Annotated in this window: 13 protein-coding genes and 1 tRNA gene; 5 read left to right on the top strand and 9 right to left on the bottom strand. The window is 69.6% G+C overall.

The window, feature by feature from the left end; translation table 11 throughout:
* Window positions 1-267: 267 nt before the first annotated feature.
* The 3 genes from ABT352_RS29415 to ABT352_RS29405 are packed head-to-tail and all read right to left on the bottom strand — an operon-like array spanning window position 268 to window position 2,774.
* Window positions 268-1,056 (bottom strand): amino acid ABC transporter ATP-binding protein, encoded by a 789-nt coding sequence (locus tag ABT352_RS29415; protein WP_350948200.1) that lies wholly within the window; start codon window positions 1,054-1,056, stop codon window positions 268-270.
* A 2-nt stretch (window positions 1,057-1,058) separates the two neighbouring features.
* Window positions 1,059-1,907, bottom strand: a complete 849-nt coding sequence (locus ABT352_RS29410; protein ID WP_350948199.1) for an amino acid ABC transporter permease — start codon at window positions 1,905-1,907, stop codon at window positions 1,059-1,061.
* Window positions 1,908-1,910: 3 nt separating this feature from the next.
* On the bottom strand, window positions 1,911-2,774 hold the full coding sequence (locus ABT352_RS29405; protein ID WP_350948198.1) for an ABC transporter substrate-binding protein: 864 nt from the start codon (window positions 2,772-2,774) through the stop codon (window positions 1,911-1,913).
* A 240-nt stretch (window positions 2,775-3,014) separates the two neighbouring features.
* Between ABT352_RS29405 and ABT352_RS29400 the strand changes: the two genes are divergently transcribed.
* Entirely contained in the window at window positions 3,015-3,584 is a 570-nt protein-coding gene (locus ABT352_RS29400; protein WP_350948197.1) for a DUF4352 domain-containing protein, read from the top strand.
* Between the two features lie 285 nt (window positions 3,585-3,869).
* Here the strand turns inward: ABT352_RS29400 and ABT352_RS29395 are convergent, their stop codons facing one another.
* The 6 genes from ABT352_RS29395 to ABT352_RS29370 form a co-directional block, all read right to left on the bottom strand.
* Complete coding sequence (locus ABT352_RS29395) at window positions 3,870-4,688, bottom strand: ABC transporter ATP-binding protein (protein ID WP_350948196.1); 819 nt, start codon at window positions 4,686-4,688, stop codon at window positions 3,870-3,872.
* Window positions 4,678-5,442 (bottom strand): ABC transporter ATP-binding protein, encoded by a 765-nt coding sequence (locus ABT352_RS29390; protein ID WP_350948283.1) that lies wholly within the window; start codon window positions 5,440-5,442, stop codon window positions 4,678-4,680. The genes ABT352_RS29395 and ABT352_RS29390 overlap by 11 nt, the downstream gene beginning before the upstream one ends.
* Window positions 5,443-5,522: 80 nt before the next feature.
* Window positions 5,523-6,692 carry a branched-chain amino acid ABC transporter permease gene (locus ABT352_RS29385; RefSeq protein ID WP_350948195.1) on the bottom strand — a complete coding sequence of 390 codons (1,170 nt, stop codon included), beginning with the start codon at window positions 6,690-6,692 and terminating at the stop codon, window positions 5,523-5,525.
* Complete coding sequence (locus ABT352_RS29380; RefSeq protein WP_350948194.1) at window positions 6,689-7,657, bottom strand: branched-chain amino acid ABC transporter permease; 969 nt, start codon at window positions 7,655-7,657, stop codon at window positions 6,689-6,691. Before ABT352_RS29380 ends, ABT352_RS29385 begins: the two co-directional genes overlap by 4 nt.
* Before the next feature lie 218 nt (window positions 7,658-7,875).
* On the bottom strand, window positions 7,876-9,030 hold the full coding sequence (locus ABT352_RS29375; protein ID WP_350948282.1) for a branched-chain amino acid ABC transporter substrate-binding protein: 1,155 nt from the start codon (window positions 9,028-9,030) through the stop codon (window positions 7,876-7,878).
* A gap of 355 nt (window positions 9,031-9,385) precedes the next feature.
* Complete coding sequence (locus tag ABT352_RS29370) at window positions 9,386-9,988, bottom strand: ANTAR domain-containing response regulator (RefSeq protein WP_350948193.1); 603 nt, start codon at window positions 9,986-9,988, stop codon at window positions 9,386-9,388.
* A 113-nt stretch (window positions 9,989-10,101) separates the two neighbouring features.
* On the opposite strand from ABT352_RS29370, the gene ABT352_RS29365 reads away from it, so the two are divergent.
* From ABT352_RS29365 to ABT352_RS29350, 4 genes are all read left to right on the top strand, one after another.
* Window positions 10,102-10,178, top strand: a tRNA-Leu gene (locus tag ABT352_RS29365).
* Window positions 10,179-10,524: 346 nt separating this feature from the next.
* A complete protein-coding gene (locus ABT352_RS29360) occupies window positions 10,525-11,139 on the top strand; it encodes a GNAT family N-acetyltransferase (protein WP_350948192.1) in 615 nt (204 codons plus the stop codon).
* A 145-nt stretch (window positions 11,140-11,284) separates the two neighbouring features.
* Complete coding sequence (locus ABT352_RS29355; RefSeq protein ID WP_350948191.1) at window positions 11,285-18,328, top strand: non-ribosomal peptide synthetase; 7,044 nt, start codon at window positions 11,285-11,287, stop codon at window positions 18,326-18,328.
* Window positions 18,325-21,510, top strand: a complete 3,186-nt coding sequence (locus ABT352_RS29350; RefSeq protein ID WP_350948190.1) for a non-ribosomal peptide synthetase — start codon at window positions 18,325-18,327, stop codon at window positions 21,508-21,510. Before ABT352_RS29355 ends, ABT352_RS29350 begins: the two co-directional genes overlap by 4 nt.
* Window positions 21,511-21,639 lie beyond the last annotated feature (129 nt).

Below are 21,639 nucleotides of genomic sequence, written 5' to 3'. Positions count from 1 at the left end.
CGCCGATCACCTGATCACATCTCGTCCTCGATCATATTCCGACCGCCTTTTTGCCTTCCTCGCGCAACCGGTCCGCTACGGTGGGTGACGGTGATGCCCGTGGGGAGGCCGAGTAGAAAACGTACGGGGTCGGGGAAGCTCCGTATGGCGCCAAAGGTCTCCCCCGGGCTCGCCGGGTCCACACGCCCTGGGGTTCGCGGGCCTGCCGTGCGGCCCGCGCCGGGCGGGCGCGGGCCGTACGGGGGCGGTCCTGGCCGCCGACGCGCGTCAGATGTCGGTGTGCGTCGGGTCGAGCACGCGGCGCAGGAAGGTCTTCGTACGCTCGTGCTGGGGGGCGCCGATCACCTGCTCGGGGCTGCCGTCCTCCACGATCACGCCGCCGTCCATGAACACGACCCGGTCGGCCACGTCGCGGGCGAACGCCATCTCGTGGGTGACCACGAGCATGGTCATCCCCTCCTCGGCGAGTTTGCGCATGACCGTGAGCACGTCTCCGACGAGCTCGGGGTCGAGCGCCGAGGTCGGCTCGTCGAAGAGCATCAGCGCCGGGCTCATCGCGAGTGCCCTCGCGATGGCCACGCGCTGCTGCTGCCCGCCGGAGAGCTGGGCGGGGAAGGCGTCGCACTTCTCGCCGATGCCGACCTTCTCCAGGTTCTCCCTCGCGATCCGCTCGGCCTCCGCCTTGCCCCGCTTCAGCACCCGGCGCTGCGAGATCATCACGTTCTGCAGGACGGTCATGTGCGGGAACAGGTTGAACTGCTGGAAGACCATGCCGACGCCCCGGCGGGCGGCGTCGATGTCGACGTCGCGGTCGGTCAGCTCCACGCCGTGGACGACGACCTTGCCCGACGTGGGTTGTTCCAGGAGGTTCACGCAGCGCAGCAGCGTGGACTTGCCAGAGCCCGAGGGGCCGATCACGCAGACCACCTGGCCGGGTTCGACGGCGAAGTCGATGCCCCGCAGGACTTCGTTCTTGCCGAAGTACTTGTGCAGGTCACGGATCTCGACCGCGTGGTTCGCCGGGGCCTCCGAGGTTTCCGGATTCGCTGAGCTCACTGTCACCGTCCCCTCGCCTGTCGCCTCTCCAGCCGGGACGCGAGGTAGCCCAGCGGGATGGTGACCAGTAGATACGTCACGCCTACGACCAGGATGGGCGTGGCGTTGGCATAGGTCGAGGCCGTGTCGTTGCCGAACTTGGTGAGCTCGACGTAGTCGCCGGAGACGCCGAGGAACAACACCAGCGAGGAGTCCTTGAGCAGGGACACGAACTGGTTGGTCGTCGGCGGGATGACGATGCGAACGGCCTGCGGGATGACGATGGAGACCATGGCCCGCGTGTACGACATGCCCAGCGAGCGCGCCGCCTCCATCTGCCCCTTGGGCACCGCCTGGAGCCCGGCGCGGAGCGTCTCGGCCATGTAGGCCGAGCCGACGATCGTCAGGCCCAGGATGCCCTGGCCGTACGTGCCGCCGGGGATCTCCAGGCCGGTGATGGCGAGCGGCAGGAACAGGATGAGCAGGAAGATCAGCAGCGCGGGCAGGCCGCGGAAGATCTCGATGTAGGCGACCGCGATCCACCGGTAGGGACGCACCGACGACAGCCTCATCAGCGCGAGCACCAGGCCGAGCAGGAAGGCGAAGACGAAACCGCCGACCGAGTAGATGATCGTGTTCTTCAGCGCGACCGTGAACAGGTCGGGAAGCGTCTTCTCGGCGACGTCGAGCTTGGTGAAGTTCTCACCGAGCTTGCCCCACTCGATGCGCAGGGCGAGGAAGACCGCCACGGCCGCCAGTACGACGTACTGGACGGCCCTGCTGATCTGCTGCCTCTTGCGGGGGCTGAGCCCGCTCCTGCCGGGGGCGCCCCCGGCAGGAGCGGGCTCTGTCGTCTTTGGCTGGTCGGTCATCGATTAACCGAGCTCGCCGGGCTTCTTACCGAACCACTTGACGAAGATCTGCTCGTAGGTGCCGTCGGCCTTGGCCTCGGTGATCGAGTCGTTGATCGCCTTGAGCAGGATCGGGTCGGCGTTCTTCTTCAGGCCGACGCCGTACTGCTCGCCGGTGTCGAGGCTGGCGACCAGCTCGAACTTGTCGGCGATCTCGGGCTTCTTCAGCCAGGTCAGGACGACCGGGAGGTCCTGGACGATCACGTCGACCTGGCCGGACTGCAGGCCGAGCAGCTCCTTGGGAGAGTCGGCGAACTCCTTGGGGTCGAAGCCCTTCTCCTTGACGTAGTCGAGGCCCGTGGTCGAGGCCTGGGCGCCGAGCTTGAGGTTCTTCGCCTTCACGTCGTCGAGGGTGGTGACGCCGGTCCCCTTCTTGGCCAGCAGAGCCTGCGTGGCGTCGAAGTAGGGCACGGAGAAGTCGATGTTGGCCTTGCGCTCCTCGGTGATCGTCATACCGGCGGCGGCGACGTCACACTTGTTGGTGGCCATCGCCGCACCGCTCTTGATGACGGCGAAGTCGATGTCGACGATCTCCTGCGTCAGGCCGAGCTTCTTGGCGGCGAGGTCGACGATGTCGACGTCGAAGCCGACGACCTTGTCGCCCTCCTTGAACTGGAAGGGCTCGTACGGAAGGTTGGTGCAGGTGGTCAGCTTGCCGGGGGTGACGAGCTTGGGGCCCTCCGCGGCCGCGGGAGCACTTGCCGAGGCACCATCGCTTGGGCTGGCGGTGGTGGACGTGCCACCGCCGCAGGCCGAAAGGCCGAGCGCACCGGCGACGACCATGGCACCCACCGCCATCGCACGACGGGAAACAAAACTCAGGCCCACGAAGGCCTCCTTACGGTCAATGTCGCTTCTTGTATGGATACCTCAGTGCAGGTCATGCTTCATCACCTGCATAATCATGCAGATCACCACTACGACACAATTCGGACAACAACCGCGGTCAAGGGTTTCTGGTCGATACCCTGCCCCCGCGCGGATCCGGGCGCCGGTACTTGCCCGATCGTCAACCGTGATCCGGGGAGCCGTTGAACCAGAGGATCTACCTCGACTACCTTGCCGGATGTGCGTGATCCCCTGAAACCGATCGCCGGTGCCGCCCTCGCCGCCCTCCTCCTGTCCAGCCTGTCCGGCTGCTCGGGAGCACCCCAGGCGAACCCCGCCTCCCCCCAGGCCACGCCCACCCCGACCTACGAGCTCCCGCCGCGCCCGGTGCGGCCGGGTGAGAGTGCCGTCAAGGCCGCGCCGGTCACCGACGGTGACACCCGGTTCCAGGTGATCGGCCTGCAGAAGGGCCTGAGCGGCTTCTTCGGCAGCCACGCCGAGTGGCAGGCGAAGGGGCAGTACGTGGTCGTGCGGATCCTCGTGGAGAACCCCGGCCGCACCAACTCCCGCTTCGACGCCAAGCGGCAGAAGCTCGTCGCCGCCGACGGCGCCACCTACACGGTCGACAAGTTCGCGCAGGCCATCAAGCGGCAGCCCGACGAGCTCCCGCTCGGCGCCCAGGTCAGGATCGAGCTGGACCTCTGGTACGACATCCCCAAGGAGGCGAAGGTCTCCGCGATCCGGCTGTTCGGCGACCCGCCTCTCGGCGTGGGCGGCAGCACCGACGGTGTGCAGGTGCCGCTGCCCTGAGCCGGCCCCCACCCCCACCCCGGCGCCGCGCGGAGCGGCCCAGGGGCCTGTATGACCCAGGGGCCCGTGTGAAGGGGCCTTCAAGCCCGAGACGCCCTGACGTTCTCCCCGCGGCTCCCCGACGGGCTTCCCGCGGGGAGCCTTGGACTTCCCGCGGGCTTCCCGCAGGCAGGGGAGGCTCCCCGGCTGCTCCTCGCCGTGCTCACACGAACGGGCCCGCCGCGCGGAGTGCGCGACGGGCCCGTCAGGTGCCCTCAGGCCCGGGTGGGCCGTGGAATCACGGCCTCAGGTCAGCTCTTCCTTGCTCTCCTTGGGAGCGGGGCTCTCCTTCGGAGCGGGAGCCGGAGCCGAGGCCGCCGGAGCGGCCTGTGCCTGTGCCTCCGCCTCCAGGTCGATCTCCGCGCCGCCGCCCAGGTAGGCGGCCTGCACGGCGGGGTCGTTGAGCAGCTCGTCCGCGGGCGCGCTCTTGACCACCTTCCCGGTCTCCAGGACGTAGGCGCGGTGGGCCAGCTTCAGCGCCTGCTGGGCGTTCTGCTCCACCAGCAGCACCGTGGTGCCCCGGCGGTTGATCTCCTCGATGATCTCGAAGATCTGCTGCACCAGCAGCGGCGCCAGGCCCATCGACGGCTCGTCGAGCAGCAGCACCTTGGGCTTGGCCATCAGCGCGCGCCCGATGGCGAGCATCTGCTGCTCGCCGCCGGACATCGTGCCGCCCATCTGGTTTCTGCGCTCGGCCAGGCGGGGGAACAGCTCGTAGACCTCGGCCAGGTCGGCGCTGAAGTCTCCGGAGCGGGTGTAGGCGCCCATGAGCAGGTTGTCGTGCACCGTCATGCCGGGGAACACTCCCCGGCCCTCGGGCGACTGCCCCAGACCCGCGATGACCCGCTGGTGGCCGGGCATCTTGCTGATGTCCTTGCCGTCGAAGACGATGCTCCCCGACGTCAGGCCGCGCAGGCCCGAGATCGTCTTCAGGGTCGTGGTCTTGCCCGCCCCGTTCGCCCCGATGAGCGTGACGATCTCGCCCTCGTTCACCTCGACCGAGATGCCCTTGAGCGCCTCGATCTTGCCGTAGTGGACACGGATGTCCTTGACCTCAAGAAGCATCGGCGGGAGCTCCCAAATACGCCTCGACGACCCGGGGGTCGGTCCGCACCTCGTCCGGCAGGCCATCGGCGATCTTCTGGCCGAAGTCCAGCACCGCGATGCGGTCGCTGATGCCCATGATGAGGCTCATGTCGTGCTCGATGATCAGAATCGTCCGGCCCGCGTCGCGGATGTCCCGGATCAGCTGCTGCAGCGCCACCTTCTCCGCCGGGTTCATACCGGCGGCGGGCTCGTCGAGCAGCAGCAGCTTCGGGTTGGTCGCGAGCGCGCGGGCGATCTCCAGGCGGCGCTGGTCACCGTAGGGCAGGTTCTTGGCGTGCTCGTTGGCTCGGTGCGAGATGCCGACGAAGTCGAGCAGCTCCATCGCGAGCCTGCGCCCGTCCTTCTCGGCCCTGCGGTGCCAGGGAAGCCCCAGCGCCACGCTGACCATGCCCGACTTGTGGTGCGCGTCCGCGCCCACCATCACGTTCTCGATCGCCGTCATGTTGTGGAACAGCCGGATGTTCTGGAACGTGCGGGCGATGCCCCGCTTGGTGATCTTGAACCGCTTGATGCCGCTGATCTTCTCGTCCAGGAAGCGGACCTCGCCCTCGGTCGGCTGGTAGACGCCGGTCACCACGTTGAAGACCGTGGTCTTTCCCGCGCCGTTCGGGCCGATGAGAGCGAAGATCTCTCCCTCGTTGACGGTGAGGTTCACCTCGCGCAGTGCCGTGACACCGCCGAACCGCATGACGAGGCCCCTCAACTCCAGCATGGCGCGGCCGGCGCGTTCCGCCTGGACCGCCTCGGGGTTCTTACCTTCCGGATTCACCTCGGCCGGATTCACCTCGGTGCTCACTTGGAAGCCACCTCCTCACCGTGCGACTCGGGCCCGGGAACCTCGGCTCCGAGCGTACCCATCCCGCCTGACCCCTCTTTCAGCTCCGCCTTGCGTTGGCGCGATGGCAGCAGACCCTCCGGACGGAAGATCATCAGCGCCACGAGCACCGCACCGAAGATCAGCATGCGGTATTCCTGCAGGCCGCGGAACCGCTCGGGCAGCCACGCCACCACGAAGGCTCCCAGCATGACACCCGGCAGGTTGCCCGCGCCGCCCATGACCACGGCGGCCAGGATCGTCGCCGACAGCAGGAACTGGAAGTCGTTCGGGTTGATCGAGATGGCCTTCGCCGCCCACAGCACGCCCATCAGGCCACCGATGGAGGCGCCGATGGCGAAGGCGAGCATCTTGAAGCGGAACGTCGGCACGCCCATGACCTCGGCCGCGTCCTCGTCCTCGCGGATCGCCGCCCAGGCACGACCGACCCGGCTCTTCTCCCAGCGCTTCACCAGGATGATCACAACGACGGCGAGCGCGACCAGCAGGTAGTAATAGGGCCGCGGATCCAGCACACCGTACTTGAATGGATCGACCCCGAACACCTCGGAGAAGTTGAAGCCCAGGAAGTGGAAGTCCTCGACGCTCGGCGGGTGCGGGATGCCGCGGATGCCGTTCGGGCCGCCGATCTCGTCGGTGTTGCGGGCGGTGATGCGAATGATCTCACCGAAGCCCAGCGTGACGATCGCCAGATAGTCACCGCGCAACCGCAGCGTCGGAGCGCCCAGGGTGAGGCCCGACAGGGCGCAGATCCCGATGCCGACCAGCATGATGAGCCAGAAGTTCCAGCCCAGTCTGGTGCCGAGCAGCGCCATCGCGTAGCCGCCGACCGCGTAGAACGCGACGAAGCCCAGGTCGAGCAGGCCCGCCTGGCCGACCACCACGTTCAGGCCGATCGCCAGGACCACGTACGTCCCGATCGGGAAGAACAGGATGCTCGCCCAGTCGGTGTAGGGCGACATGAAGGGGGCGAGGCTCTCCGAGGGCAGCAGCAGCGCCGCGACGATCAGGAGCACATAGAGGATCCAGCGCTGCCAGCCAGGTGTGGTCTGCCAGCGATCGTGCATGACGTCACCGAAGCGGCCGAGACCCGTACGGAAACTTGCCAGGGGATTCTTCTGGTTCATGCGCGCGCCTGCTGGAGTGATTCACCGAGGATGCCGGTGGGGCGGAACATCAGGACCAAGATGAGGATGGTGAAGGAGATCACGTGTTTCCAGTCGGAGCCGAAGAAGATGGCTCCGTAGTTCTCCACCAGCCCGAGCGTGATTCCGCCGACCAGAGCGCCTCGCAGGTTACCGATACCGCCCAGGACCGCCGCGGTGAACGCCTTGATACCGAAGAGGAATCCGACGTAGTAATGCGTGTTCTCATATGAGATCAGGTAGAGCGCTCCCGCCACGCCGGCCATGCTGCCACCGACGAGGAAGGTCATCCGCACGACCCTGTTGATGTCGACACCCATCAGGACGGCCGCCTCGGGGTTCTGCGCGGTGGCGCGGATACCCCGGCCGATCTTCGTCCGGTTCACCAGGGCGTCCAGCGCGATCATCATGCCGATGGCGGCGACGATGACGAAGACCTGGTCGACCCGGACCGTGTGGCCGAAGATCGAGAAAAGCTCGGTCCGCTCCATGATGCGGGGCAGGGCCATCTGGATCCTGCCCTGCTCGGGACGGTTGAAGACGTTCGGGATCACCAGGAGCGCGAACAGCTCCTGCAGGAAGATCGAGGCGCCGATCGCCGAGATCAGCGCCGCCAGCCGGGAGGCGCCGCGCTTGCGCAGCGGCCGGTAGGCGATGCGCTCCAGCCCCACCGCGACGGTCGCCGAGGCGATCATGCCGGCCAGGATCATCGCGACGACGAGGCCGACCAGCGCGATGCCCGTGAGGGGGGAGTTGATGCCGAACACGAACGGTACGAGCATCGCACCGAAGGTCCCGATCATGAAGACTTCGGAATGCGCAAAGTTGATCAGCCGCAGCACGCCGTACACCATCGTGTAGCCGAGCGCGATCAGGGCATAGATCGATCCGAAGGACAGGCCGTCGATCGTCGCCGGCCAGAACAGATTGATGAAGTCATTGAGCACTAGGGTTTACCACTTCTAGCGGGGGTCGCCTGCACGTCCGGGTAGCACACCGCCTCCAGCGGAATCTCGTGGATTCGGCGGAATCCCGTGGACTCTGCGGAATCTCGTGGATTCAGCGGAATCCCGCGGATTCTCTGGAGGCGCGAGAGGAGCGGGAACGCATTCGCGGCGTTCCCGCTCCCCGCGCGTCGGCTACCTAAATCTCCTTCAGCGCTCGACTAGCCCAGCTTGGCCTCGTTGGCCTTGCCCAGCAGGCCGATGGCACCGTCCTTGACCTGGTAGATGTAGATGTCCTTCGCCGAGACCTCACCGTTGGCCTCGAACTTGACCTGCTTCGAGACACCCGCGAAGTCCACCGTGGCGATGAACTCGTTGATCTTGTCAGGAGTGACGTTGCCCGCCTTGATCGCCTCGACGAAGACCGTCGCGGCGTCGTAGCCCTCGGCCGCGTAGATGGCCGGGTCGGCGCTGTAGGCGGCCTTGTAGGCGTCGGCGAAGCCCTTCACCTTCTCGTCGGTGACGTCCGGGGTGGCGATGTAGCAGGGGCAGCCAACGAGGGCACCCTCGGCGTTGTCGGCACCGGCGCCGTCGATCAGGCCCTTGTCCAGCGAACCGTCACCGGAGAGGAACTTCGCGGTCACGCCCTTGTCGCGGAGCTGCTTGAGCAGGTTGCCGCCCGCGGCGTAGTAACCGCCGAAGAAGATCGCTTCGGGCTTGGACGCCGCGACCTTGTTCACCACGGAGGAGAAGTCACTCTCGGCCGGGTCGAGCGAGTCGGTCTCGGGCTTCACGCCCTTGGCCTCGAGCTCGGCCTTGACGGCGTCGGCGAGCGGCTTGCCGTACTCGGACTTGTCGTCGATCACGAAGACCTTCTTCGCGGCGACGCCTTCCGCGATGAAGGCGCCGATGCCGGGGCCCTGGACGCTGTCGCTCGGCAGCACGCGGTGCCAGAACTTCCAGCCGTTCGTCGACAGCGCGGCGTTGGTGGCGGAGGCCGAGACGCTCGGCAGCTGCGCCTCCTCCAGCACCGGAGCCACCTGGGCGGACTCACCGGAGAACGCGGGGCCGATCATCGCGACGATCTTGTCGGTCTTGATGGCCTGCTGAGCCAGGGCGACGGCCTTCGACGGGTCCGCCTGGCTGTCATATTCGACCAGCTCGATCTTCACAGCCGGGTTGGTCTTGTTGTACTCGTCAATGGCGAGCTTCGCACCGTTCCTGGGGGGAATGACGATGCCGGCGTTGGCGCCGGTCAGGTCTCCCATGAAGCCAATCTTGACGGTACCGGGGGCGGCAGCGCTGGAGCCGCCCTCAGCCGGCGTGGCCTCCGTACCACCGCTGCCACAGGCAGCGAGACCGAGGGTGAGCGCCACACCGGCGGCAAGCACTCCACCGAGGCGTGCAGTCTTAAGCCGCAAGGTTGCCTTCCTTTCGCCCGGTCCCTCGTCAGGACCGAGTTCACAGATACCCTTCCCTGGCGGGTGGCCAGGGGTTGTGTCGGTTAGTACAACTAGCGGATGTCACGGGTCGATACAGGACGGCCCACCGTTACCGCTTCGTTATTACACCGATCCTTTTCGGCTATCAGACACAAAAGCCGTGGTCACTGGCGACCTCACGGCTTCCGCGGGGGGTCGCGCCGACCGCCCGGAGGCCCTCTGACGCCCCTGAGACGCGCCCTGCGGCCACCCGACGGCCCTCTACCCCCAAAAGGGTCAAAACGCCCGATCAGGCCTCAGGGGCCCGCGTCTCGGGCTCCGCCCCGTCGGTCACCACGATCTGCGCCACCTGTCGCATGCTCAGCCTGCGATCCATCGACGCCTTCTGGATCCACCGGAACGCCTGCGGCTCACTCCACCCGTGGCGCTCCATCAGCAGCCCCTTGGCCCGCTCGACCAGCTTGCGCGTCTCCAGCCGCTCCGAGAGCGTCCCGACCTCCCGCTCCAGCGCGGCGATCTCCTGATGCCTGCTCACCGCCATCTCGATCGCCGGAACCAGGTCCGACTTGGTGAACGGCTTCACGAGGTACGCCATCGCCCCGGCGTCCCTCGCCCGCTCGACCAGGTCCCGCTGGGAGAAGGCGGTGAGGATGAGACACGGCGCGATCCGCTGCGACACGATCTGCTCGGCCGCCGAGATCCCGTCCAGGACGGGCATCTTCACATCCAGGATCACCAGATCCGGCCGCTGCTCCATCGCCAGCTTGACCGCGGACTCCCCGTCTCCGGCCTCCGCGACGACCGCATACCCCTCCTCCTCCAGCATCTCCTTGAGGTCGAGGCGGATCAACGCCTCGTCTTCCGCGATCACCACTCGCCGCTGCGTACTCACGAGCAAGAGAGTACCGACGTCCGCTAGATTGAGACCACGCCGGTGCCCGAGAGTGATCTACTTCTAGGTAAGCTCTTCACTGGTACGTAAGATCCGGACAAAAACGGAAAAATGCCCCGATAGACCAATCGGCAGAGTCGATGGACTCAAAATCCATTCAGTGTGGGTTCGAATCCCACTCGGGGCACCATGTTCGACTCGGCCGTCCGAGGTCGGCCGATGCGGACCTCTCCCGCGCGGCGTCGAGACGCCGGAAGACCACCTGGGGCGGTGACCCCGCCCGTCTCCCGTGAAAACCCCGGAGCCCTCCTTCGGGCGAGTGGGCGAGCCGGCGCTCCCGCCCGCCCTCGTGAAAACCGTCGGCCCCGCCCTCCGTCCACCTTCGCGGACCGGCACCGCGAGGCCCGAGGCGTCCTGGAGGGAGCGGCGGGAGACGGCGTACCGCCGACTTCGGCTTCCCAGGCACGAATGCGGGCTCCGCGGGCGGAGTAGGTTGCTCGCAAGTCGTGTCAGACGGCGTAACGGGAGGTGGCGGCATGGAAGCTGCGGGGAACGGCCGGGCCGGGCGGGGTGAACTCGATGTCGGGTTCGGTGCCGGGCGGGTGCGTCTTCCGGAGCGGGTGAGGCTCAGCGGGCACGGGGTGGTGCTGCGGGAGTGGGAGGACGGCGACCTGGCGGCGATGGTGAAGCTGTTCGACGACCCGCAGGTGGCGTACTGGACGCCGCTCGTCTCTCCGTTCGACTTCGAGGCGGCGCGCGCCTATCTGGAGCGTGCCAGGCGGCGGCGGGCGTCCGGGGAGCGGATACAACTGGCGATCACCGTGGACGGAGGCGAGCCGGCCGGTGAGGTGCTGCTGATGATGAGCGGGCTCGGTCTGGACGTCGCGGAGATCGGTTACAGCCTGGGAGCCGCCTACCGAGGGCGAGGGCTCGCCTCGGAGGCGGTACGGATGATGACGGAGTTCGCCAGGAAGACGGTGCGTGTCTCACGGCTGCTGCTGGAGATCGAGGACGCCAACGCGGCGAGCGTGGCGGTGGCCCGTGCTGCGGGGTACCGCCTCACCGACGCGCCACCGGTCCCCACGGAGGAAAAGGGACGATCAATCATGTTGCGGACATGGGAGTACGAGGAGCCCCAGACTTGCGGATGAGTCGTGTGTGTTGTTGATCTCGACTCGGTCAGACAGATATGTATGAATGTCATTAATCACGAGGAAAGGTAAGCGGTCTGGAGAGATCCGACGCGCTCCCCGGCCGCGGAGCCCGTCTCAGCCCCACCCCCGAAAGTGAGCCACGTTGACGTCCTCGCCTGGCCGATCCCTGAGCAGCACCCAGCTTTCCGACGCCAAGCGAGCACTACTGGAGAAACGGCTGCGCCGTCGCGCGCCGGACCCGGTGTTCACGATCCCTCGTCGCCCCCCGGGGCGAGGGGCGCCGCTGTCCTTCGGGCAGGAGCGGCTGTGGTTCATGGACCAGTTCGCTCCCGGCACCGCCGCGTACACGATCCCGATGACGTTGCGGTTGACGGGGCCCCTGGACGTCGCGGCGCTGGAGCGGGCGATCGCGGCGGTGGTCGCCAGGCACGAGAGCCTGCGGACGCGTTTCCCCCCCGACGAGGACGGGCGCCCGACCGCGGTGGTGGAGGAGCGGGTCGAGGTCCCGTTGGAGAGGGCCGAGGCGGACGGCGAACGGTCCGCGATACGACTGGTGAGCGACGCGGCCGCGCTGCCGTTCGACCTGGCGCGGGGGCCGCTGCTGCGGACGCTGCTGGTACGGGTGGGCGGCGGGAACGCCGCCCCCCCTGGCGCTCCGGACGCGGCGAAAGCCGGGAAGCCGGGAGAAGGCGGGACCGCGGAGGACACCGCGGGCGCCGAGGATCACGTGCTGCTGGTGGCGCTGCACCACATCTGCGGTGACGGCTGGTCCACCGACATCCTCGCCGAGGAGCTGGGGGCCTGCTACGCGGGGACGGAGCTTCCCGAGCCGCCGTTGCAGTACGGCGACTACGCGCTGTGGCAGCGGGAACGGCCGGCCTCCGAGGCCGCCCTGTCCTACTGGCGGTCGCGGCTCGCCGGGGTGGTGCCGCTGGAGCTTCCGCTGGACGGGCGACGTCGGGGCGAGCAGACGTTCGCGGGGGCCTCACACGGTTTCACGCTGGGACCGGAACTGGTGGAAGGGCTGACGCGGCTGGCACGGGAGTCCGGCGCGACCCTGTACATGGTTCTGCTCGCGGCCTACCAGGTGCTGCTCGGCCGGTACGCGCGCCAGGACGACTTCGCGATCGGCTCCCCGGTCGGCGGGCGCCCCCGGCGGGAGCTGGAGAGCGTGATCGGCATGTTCGTGAACGTGCTCGCGATGCGCGCGGACCTGTCGGGCGACCCGGGGTTCCTGGAGCTGCTGGAGAGGGTCAGGCGGACCACGACGGAGGCGTACGAGCACCAGGAGCTGCCGTTCGAGCAACTGGTCGGGGAGCTGGGCATCGAGCGGGACGTGAGCAGGTCTCCGGTGTTCCAGGCGGTGTTCGCGCTGCAGAGTTACGGGCGCAGGGAGGGGACGCGCTGGCCGGGGTTGTCGGTGGAGCCCTTCGACTTCGAGGCGAGGGCGACGCGTTTCGACCTGGAGCTGTTCCTGAGCGAGCAGCCGGACGGGATGGGCGGGCTCTTCGTCTACAACCGCGACCTGTTCGACGCGGCCACGATCGAGGGGATGGCCGCGCAGCTGGAGACGCTGCTGGGAGCGGTGACGGCCACTCCGGCGGCGCGGATCTCGGAGCTGGACGTCCTTCCCGCCGAGGAGCGGGACCGGGTGCTGGCGTGCGCGGCGGGTCCCGGGGAGCCGTACCCGGACGGGGCGACGCTGGGCGGGATGTTCGAGGCGCAGGTGGCCAGGACGCCGGGGGCGGTGGCGCTGGAGTTCGAGGACGAACGCCTGACGTACGCGCAGCTGGAGGCGCGGGCCAACCGGCTCGCGCACCGGCTGCGCGGGCTGGGGGTGGGGCCGGGCTCGCTGGTGGCGGTGTGCGCGGAGCGGTCGGTCGAGCTGGTGGTGGCGCTGCTGGGGGTGGTGAAGGCCGGGGGTGCGTACGTGCCGCTGGATCCGGAGTATCCGCCCGAGCGGCTGGCGTTCATGCTGGCCGACGCGGCGGTGCCGGTGCTGCTCGCGCAGCGGGCGGTGCTCGACGTAATCCCCGAGGATCCGGGGGGCGCGCCTCCCGCCGGCTCGGTGGACACCCTCGCGGATGCGGAGGCCGCGAGGATGCCCCGGGACGGCGGGATGACGACGGTCGTCCTGGACGATCCGCTGGACGGGCCGGACACGCCCGTGGAGCCGTCGGCGACCTCGGCCGACGCGGCGTACATGATCTACACCTCGGGGTCGACGGGACGGCCCAAGGGGGTGCCCAACACGCACGGGGGCATCCGCAACCGGCTGGGCTGGATGCAGGACGTCTACGGGCTGACCGGCGACGACGCGGTGGTGCAGAAGACCCCGGCGGGTTTCGACGTGTCGGTGTGGGAGTTCTTCTGGCCGCTGGTGACGGGCGCGCGGCTGGTGCTGGCCCGTCCCGGCGGGCACAGGGACGCGGCGTACCTGCGGGACCTGATCGTGGACCGCGGGGTGACGACGGCGCATTTCGTCCCCTCGATGCTCGCGGCGTTCCTGGAGGAGGAGGGCGTCGAGGTGTGCGGGTCGCTGCGCCGGGTGGTGTGCAGCGGCGAGGAGCTCACGGCGCACGTGGCCGAACGCTTCTTCGCGCGGCTGCCGGGGACGGGGCTGTACAACCTGTACGGGCCGACGGAGGCGGCGATCGACGTGAGCCTGTGGCGGTGCCGCCCGGGTGACGCGACGGTGCCGATCGGGCACCCGGTGCGGAACACCTCGCTGTACGTGCTGGATCGCCACCTGCGGCCGGTGCCCTTCGGGGTTCCCGGTGAGCTGCACATCGGCGGGACGCAGGTGGCGGTGGGCTATCACGCCCGGCCCGGCCTGACGGCCGAGCGGTTCGTGCCCGACCCGTTCGGGACGGCGGGGGCACGCCTGTACCGGACGGGCGACCTCGTGCGGCTCCGCCGCGACGGCGCGATCGAGTTCCTGGGGCGGATCGACCACCAGGTGAAGATCCGCGGGCAGCGGATCGAGCTGGGCGAGATCGAGACGGTGCTGCGCGGGCTCGCGGGGGTGCGCGAGGCGGTGGTGACGGTGCGGGAGGACGGCGCGCCGGGCGACAGGCGGCTGGTCGCGTACGTGGTGCCCGCCGCCGTGACGACGGGCACGGCCGGGGACGGTCCGGCGAGGGCGGAACCGAGCGGGACCGCGACCGACAGGACGGCGGCGAACGGGACGGCGCTGGACGAGAGGGCGCCGGGCGAGACAGGAGCGAGCGGGACCGCGCCGGGCGAAGCGGCACCGGGCGGGACAGCGTTGGGCGGGACAGGACCGAGTGGGACGGCGCCAGGCGGGACGGTGCTGGACGGGGCGGAGTTGCGGCGGGCGTTGAAGGTGACGCTGCCCGAGCACATGGTGCCTTCGGCGTTCGTGGTGCTGGACGCGCTGCCGCTGAGCCCGAACGGCAAGCTGGATCGCGGAGCGCTGCCCGCGCCGGAGCGGCGGGCCGCCGAGGCGGCGGGAGCAGGTGCCGAGCCGCGGACGCCGGTGGAACGGGCGATCGCCGACATCTGGCGTGAACTGCTCGACGTGGAGTCGGTCGGCGCCGACGGTGACTTCTTCGAGTTGGGCGGTCACTCGCTCGTCGCGATCCAGGCGGTGGCGCGGATGCGCAAGGCGCTGCCGGTGGTCGGCGGGCGCGCGGTCGGGGTGATGGACCTGTTCAAGCATCCGACGGTGCGCGAGTTGGCGGCCCTGGTGGAGCGGCCCGCGGGTCCCGCAGGGCCGCGCAGCCTGCTGTACGAGCTGACCAGGCCGGGACCCGCGCTGATGACGTACGTGTGCATACCGTACGGCGGCGGCAGTCCGCTGATCTTCCAGCCTCTCGCCGACGCGCTTCCCGACGGGTGCTCGCTGCACGCGCTCGCCTTCCCCGGGCACGACCCCGGGTTGCCCGACGAGGAGACCAGGCCGATCGACGAGGTCGCGGACCTGTGCGTGACCGAGATCCTGCAGAACGTCGAGGGCCCTCTCGCCCTGTACGGGCACTGCGGCATCGGCGGCGCGCTCGTGGTGGAGGTGGCGCGGCGGCTGGAGGAGCGGGGCCGCGCGCTGGAGGCGGTGTACATCGGGGCGATCTTCCCGTTCGCCAAGCCCAGGGGCAGGATCGCCGGGCCGCTGGCGCGGCTGACGCGCTACGACCGGTTGCGCGGCGACCGGGTGTACGAGAACCGGATGAGGTCGATGGGCACCGACATCTCCGGGCTCGACGACGAGCAGATCCGGTTCATGGTGCGCAACCAGCGGCGTGACACCCTCATCGCGGAGGAGATCTTCACGCGGGTGCTGGCCGAACGGGTGGAGCGGCTGCGGGCACCGGTGATCTCGGTGGTGGGCGAGCAGGACCCGACGACCGACTACTACCAGGAGCGTTACCGGGAGTGGCACTTCCTGAGTGACACCACGGCGCTGGTGATCCTGGACGAGGCAGGTCACTATTTCCTGAAATATCGTGCTACGGAGCTGTCGGAGATCCTCACCAACACCCACATCGCGATGGGGTACGGCGCGGCCGGCACGCTCGACCGGCCGTCGCGGGGTCCCGGGGCCGGCTGGTGGGTCGAGGAGGTCTCCGTTCTCTCCCCCGGCCCGGATCTCGCGCGGGAAGGGGACTGCGAGGGCGCGCCCGACTCCGTGACGGTCGCCGCCTCTCCCGAAGATCCGGACTCGGAAAAGAAGGACGCGGCCGTCGGGAGTGCGGGTTCGGCGGGCGGAGGCGGTCTCGGGAGAACGAACGGAAACGGCGTCGGGAGAACCAACGGGAGTGGCCCGGGACGAGCGGCGGGTCGTGGGAAAGCGGGGGCCGCACGTCCCGGCACCGGGCCACAAGCCGGGTCACGAATCGGGTCACGAATCGGGACGAAGGCACCGCCGCCGAGCCTGCGGCGGTTCCTGGTGGTGGCGGGGTTCCAGCTGGTGTCGATGGTGGGCACCGCGGTCACCGACTTCGCGATCCCGGTGTGGATCTACCTGACCACCGGGTCACTGGTGGACTTCGCCCTGTTCGTCGCGTTGTCGATCATGCCGGGAGTGGTGATCGCGCCGCTCGCGGGAGCGATCGTCGACCGGTCGAGCCGTCGCTCGATGATGATCCTCGGCAACTGCATGGCCGGGGGCACCCAGCTCGTCCTGGGCGCCCTGTTCTGGACGGGCACGCTGGAGATCTGGCACATCTACCCGCTCACCGCGTGCCTGTCGATCGCGCTGATCTTCCAGCGGCTCGGCTTCACCACCGCGCTCCCCCAGCTCGTCCCCAAGGAGTACATGGGGCACGCGGCCGGGGTGGTGCAGATGGTGATCGGCACCGCGCAGTTCGCCGCACCGCTGCTGGCCGTCGCGCTGCTGTCCGGCATCGGCCTGGGCGGCATCCTCGTCGTCGACGTGGCGAGTTTCCTCCTGGTGCTGGGCGCCCTGCTGCTCATCCGCTTCCCCGACACGATGGCGCACTCGCCCAGGGAACCGCTCTCGAAGGAGATCGCGCAGGGATTGCGGATGTCGATCGGCAACCGCCACCTGCGGGCGGCGATGATCTACTTCGCCTCGCTCAACGTGATGCTCGCGGCGCTGCTGCTCTCGATAACCCCGTTGGTGCTGTCGTTCTCCACGCTGACCGTCGCCGGGCAGATCTCCTTCGTCGGCGGCCTGGGCGGGGCGCTGGGCGGCATGGTGATCGCGCTGTGGGGCGGGCCGAAGCGGCGGCGGATGCGCGGGGTGATGCTGGCGACGCTGGGACTCTCGGTCTTCGCGGTGATCACCGGGTTGCGGCCCTCGGCGTGGGTGGTGGGCATCGGGGCGTTCGGCCTGTGGGGCTGCCTGTCGATCGTGAACGGCACCTTCCTGACGATCATCCACACGAAGGTGCCCCAGCGTTTCCACGGCCGCGTGCAGTCGCTCAACCAGATGGTGTCGTGGTCGACGCTGCCGATCGGCATGGCGGTGGTCGCGCCGCTGGGCGAGCGACTGCTCAACCCGCTGCTGGTGCCCGGCGGCGCGCTCGCACCGACGGTCGGCTCGGTGATCGGCGTCGGGCCCGGCCGTGGCGTGGCGCTCATGTACATCGTGCTGGGCCTGGGCATCGCGGTGCACGTGCTGATCTCGATGCGCACGCGGGTGCTGTCGACGTTCGACGACGAGATGCCGGACGCCCCGGCGGACGACCTGGTCGGCGCCCAGATCCTGCGGGAGCGGGCGGGCAACCGGGTGAGCGTGGCCTGGACCGCCCCCGCGTTCGCCAAGGCGATCACCATGCCGCTGTCGCCGGAACGCGCACAGGTGCTGCTGCGCACCCCGTATCCGGACGCGGAGGTGCGGGAGGTCGTGCTGCGCACCGGCGGGGAGATCAGCGCGGTGTACGAGGTGAGGTGCGCCGACCGCGACCTCATCGTGAAGATCTACCCCGATGTGCTGACGGCGCGGCTGCACAAGGAGGTGCACGTCTACGAGCTGCTGCGCGGCAGCGGCGCCTCCTGTCCCGAGATGGTGCACTGGGACGTCTCGCGACGCGACCTGCCGCACGCGTACGCGGTGATGACGAAGGTTCCCGGCCGCCCGCTGTCGGAGGTCTCCGGCGGGCTCTCGGCTGCGGAGATCGCGGGTCTGTACCGGGAGATGGGCCGCACGCTGCGGGCGGTGCACGGGGTTCGGGTGGAGAGGTTCGGGCCGATCGACGGGCCGCAGGAGAGCTCCAACGAGGCGTACGTGGGCGGGCAGCTGGACCTGAGGCTCGCGCAGTTCGTCGAGTTCGGCGGGGATCCCGAGCTGCACGCGGAGCTGAGCGCCCACGTGCGGCGCGACCGCCACCTCCTGACGCGCTGCGACGCGCCCGTGCTGTGCCACAACGACTTCCACGAGCGCAACGTCATGGTCGCCGAGAGCGAAGGCCCCGGTAGCCCGCTGCGGATGACCGGGGTCATCGACATGGAGAACGCGCTGGGCGGCGACCCGCTGATGGACCTGGCGCGGACCGACTACTTCGCGGTCAGGGGTGACGCGGAGCGTCGGCGGTACCTGCTCGAGGGGTACGGCGACCTGCCCGGCGACTGGCCGGAGCGCCTCGCGTTCTACCGGCTCTGCCACGCCCTGGAGCAGTGGCACTGGCTGGCCACCCTGGGCGAGACCGCCGCCCTGCCCGTGATCGCGGAACAGCTTCGTGAGTGTCTCAAGGAGAAGGTGTGACAGACGTCTTTCCCGCCTCGTTCGCCCAGGAGCGGATCTGGTTCCTGCACGAGCTCCTGCCGGACCTGGCCGTGTACAACATCCCCGTCCGCCTGGAGGCGACCGACCTGCGGCCGGTGGACCCCGATCTCCTGGAGCGGGCCCTGGCGGTGCTCGTGAACAGGCACGAGTCGATGCGGACGTCGTTCGAGCTGCGCGACGAGCAGGTCGTGCAGACGATCGCGGACCGGGTACCGGTCTCGGTGGCCAGGACCGACCTTTCCGGGCTGCCCCCACGGGAGGCGGCCGAGGAGTTCGAGCGGGTCGCGGCGGCGGAGGCGCGCGCGCCGTTCCGGCTGGACCAGGCCCCGCTCTGGCGGGTGCGGCTGGTGACGATGGGCGGCGAGGAGTGCCGGCTGCTGCTCGTCCTGCATCACACGATCTTCGACGCCTGGTCGTCGACCATCCTGTGGCGGGAGCTGGTGGAGGTCTACCAGGCGCTGCGCGAGGACCGCGACCCCAAGCTGCCCGAACCGGCGATCCAGTACGCCGACTACGCGGTCTGGCAGCGCGACCGGCTGGGCGGCGGCGAACTGGACGGCGACCTGGCCTACTGGCGGGAGCGGCTGCGCGGCAGCGTACCGCTGGAGCTGCCGTCCGACCGGCCGCGCCCCGCGGAGATGAGATACACCGGCTCGGTGCTGGACTTCGCGGTGCCGGAGGAGCTCACCGAGCGGGTGGGCGCGCTGGCGAGAGGGCGGAACACCACGCCGTTCACGGTGCTGCTCACCGCGTTCTCGGTGCTGCTGGCGCGCTGGAGCGGGCGGAGCGACGTCGTGGTGGGCTCCCCCGTCGCCGGGCGGGAGCTGCCGGAGCTGGACGCGCTGATCGGCATGTTCGTCAACACGCTGCCGCTCCGTACCGACCTGGGCGGCGACCCCGCGTTCGACGAAGCGCTGGACCGGGTCCGCACGACCGTGCTCGAGGCGTTCGACCACCAGAACGTGCCGTTCGCGAAGCTCGTGGAGGCGGTGAGCCCGCCCCGCGACCCCGGCAGGACGCCGCTGTTCCAGGTGGGGTTCAACCAGATCGCGGTGGACGCGCGCGGCCGGTACGGCAACGGCACCTCCAAGGCCGATCTCACCATGGAGCTCCACAATCCGGACGGCAGGCTGGAGGGCTGGGTCGAGTACAGCACGGACCTGTTCGACGAGGACACGATCCGCCGCCTGGTGTCGGCGTACCTGACGCTGCTCGGCGCGGCCGTCGACGACCCGGGGCTGCCGATCTCCCGGCTGCCGCTGCTGGACGGGGCCGAGCGTGCCCGTCTGCTGTCCTCCTGGCACGGCCCCGAGGCCGCCTACCCGCAGCGCTGCCTGCACGAGCTGATCGCCGAGCGGGCGCGGCGGACGCCGGACGCCCCCGCGGTCGTCTCCTCGGAGGGGACGCTCACCTACGGGCGGCTTGAGGAGCGGGCGAACGCGCTGGCCCGGCGGCTGCGCGAGCGCGGGGTGGGGGCGGAGAGCCCGGTCGCCGTGTGCCTGCCGAGGAGCGCCGAGCTGATCGTGGCGCTGCTCGCGGTGCTGAAGACCGGTGGCTGCTACGTGCCGCTCGACCCGGAGTATCCGAAGGAGCGGCTGGGGCTCATGCTGGCCGACTCGGGGACCCGTCTGCTGCTGACCCGCGCGACGCTGGTGGAGCGGCTGCCGTCCAACCATCCCCCGGCGATCCTGCTCGACGCGATGCCCTCGGGCGGAACGTCCGAGTTCGTCCCCGACCCCGTCTCCCCGGACTCGCCCGCCTACGTGATCTACACCTCGGGGTCGACGGGGGTGCCCAAGGGGGTGGTGGTGCCGCACCGCGGGGTGGTGAACCTGGTCACCGCCCTGGGGTTCACCGAGCGGGAGCGGATGCTGCTGCTCACCTCGCTGTCGTTCGACATCGCCGCGCTGGAGATCTTCGGCCCGCTCACGGCGGGCGGCGCGGTGGTGCTCGCTCCCCCGTACGGCACGGGCCGGCTGGGCGAGCTGGTGGCGGAGGCGGGGGTGACGACGGTGCAGGCGCCGCCGTCGGTGCTGGAGGAGATCCTGGAACGGCTGCCCGCGGGGCTGCCGCGCGTGTTCAGCGGCGGGGAGCCCCTCCCGGTGTCGCTCGCCGGGCGGATCCACCGGGTCACCGACGAGCTGTGGAACCTCTACGGGCCGACGGAGACGACGATCTGGTCGTTCGCGCACCGGGTGCCGAAGGGCACGGAGTCGATGTCGATCGGCATGCCGGTCGCGGGCACCACCGCGTACGTGCTGGACGAGGCGATGGAGCCGGTGCCCTCCGGTGTGGTGGGGGAGCTGTTTTTGGGCGGCGACGGGGTCGCCCGCGGCTACCGGGGGCGGCCGGGGCTGACCGCCGAGCGGTTCGTCCCCGACCCGTTCGGCCGGGGTGGGCGTCTCTACCGGACGGGTGACCTCGTGCGGCGGCTGCCCGACGGCACCCTGGAGTTCCTCGGACGCGCGGACGACCAGGTGAAGGTGCGGGGGGTGCGGATCGAGCTGGGCGAGGTGGAGGCGGCGCTGGCGGCCTACCCGGGGGTGCGCCGGGCGGTCGCCGCGGTCAGGGACGACGCCCCCGGCGGCCGGGCGCTGGTCGCGTACCTGGACATGGACACGGACGCCGAGACGGGCGCGGGCACCGGGGTGAGCCCGGCCGCGGGCGCCGGGAGGGGCGCGGAGGCGACGGCCGGGGAGCTCAGGGCGTTCCTGGCGACGCGGCTGCCCGCCACGATGGTGCCGAGCCTCTTCGTGCCGGTACGGGATTTCCCGAAGCTGCCCAACGGCAAGCTCGACCGCGCCTCGCTGCCCTCCCCCGTCTCCGAGGAGGTCCCGGCGGCACCCACGAGACCGGGCACGGCGAGTGAGGAGCTGGTGCACGAGATCTGGTGCGAGGTGCTGGGCAGGAGCGGCATCGGGATCGACGACGACTTCTTCGACGTCGGCGGGCACTCGCTGCTCGGTACCAAGGTCGTCGCCAGGATCTGCTCGACGGTGGGCGTCGACCTGCCGCTCAACGCCCTGTTCACCACGCGCTCGGTCCGCGGGCTCGCGCTGGTGGTCGAGGAGTGCCTGGCCGCCGAGATCGACCGGCTCACGGACGAGGAGGCCGAGCGGATCGCCGAGGAGTACGACCACAATGACGGCGGAGTGAACTAGGACCGAAATAGGTATTTAGGACACTTGCTCTTGGTAGCCTCCGGCCACGGCCGGTGTCCACGGAGTGAGACGCTTCACGACGCACGGAAGCGGTAGGTCACCTTCCGTTCACCGGATCGCCACCAACTG

The organism is Streptosporangium sp. NPDC000563, from assembly GCF_040299985.1.
Taxonomy (GTDB): domain Bacteria; phylum Actinomycetota; class Actinomycetes; order Streptosporangiales; family Streptosporangiaceae; genus Streptosporangium.
This window is presented reverse-complemented; position numbering and strand designations above follow the sequence as displayed.

Excerpts from the sequence above, each read along its gene's own strand:
- ABT352_RS29410 (WP_350948199.1), bottom strand. The coding sequence starts at position 1,907 with ATGACCGACCAGCCAAAGACGACAGAGCCCGCTCCTGCCGGGGGCGCC.
- ABT352_RS29395 (WP_350948196.1), bottom strand. The coding sequence starts at position 4,688 with ATGCTTCTTGAGGTCAAGGACATCCGTGTCCACTACGGCAAGATCGAG.
- ABT352_RS29390 (WP_350948283.1), bottom strand. The coding sequence starts at position 5,442 with ATGCTGGAGTTGAGGGGCCTCGTCATGCGGTTCGGCGGTGTCACGGCA.
- ABT352_RS29385 (WP_350948195.1), bottom strand. The coding sequence starts at position 6,692 with ATGAACCAGAAGAATCCCCTGGCAAGTTTCCGTACGGGTCTCGGCCGC.
- ABT352_RS29360 (WP_350948192.1), top strand. The coding sequence starts at position 10,525 with ATGGAAGCTGCGGGGAACGGCCGGGCCGGGCGGGGTGAACTCGATGTC.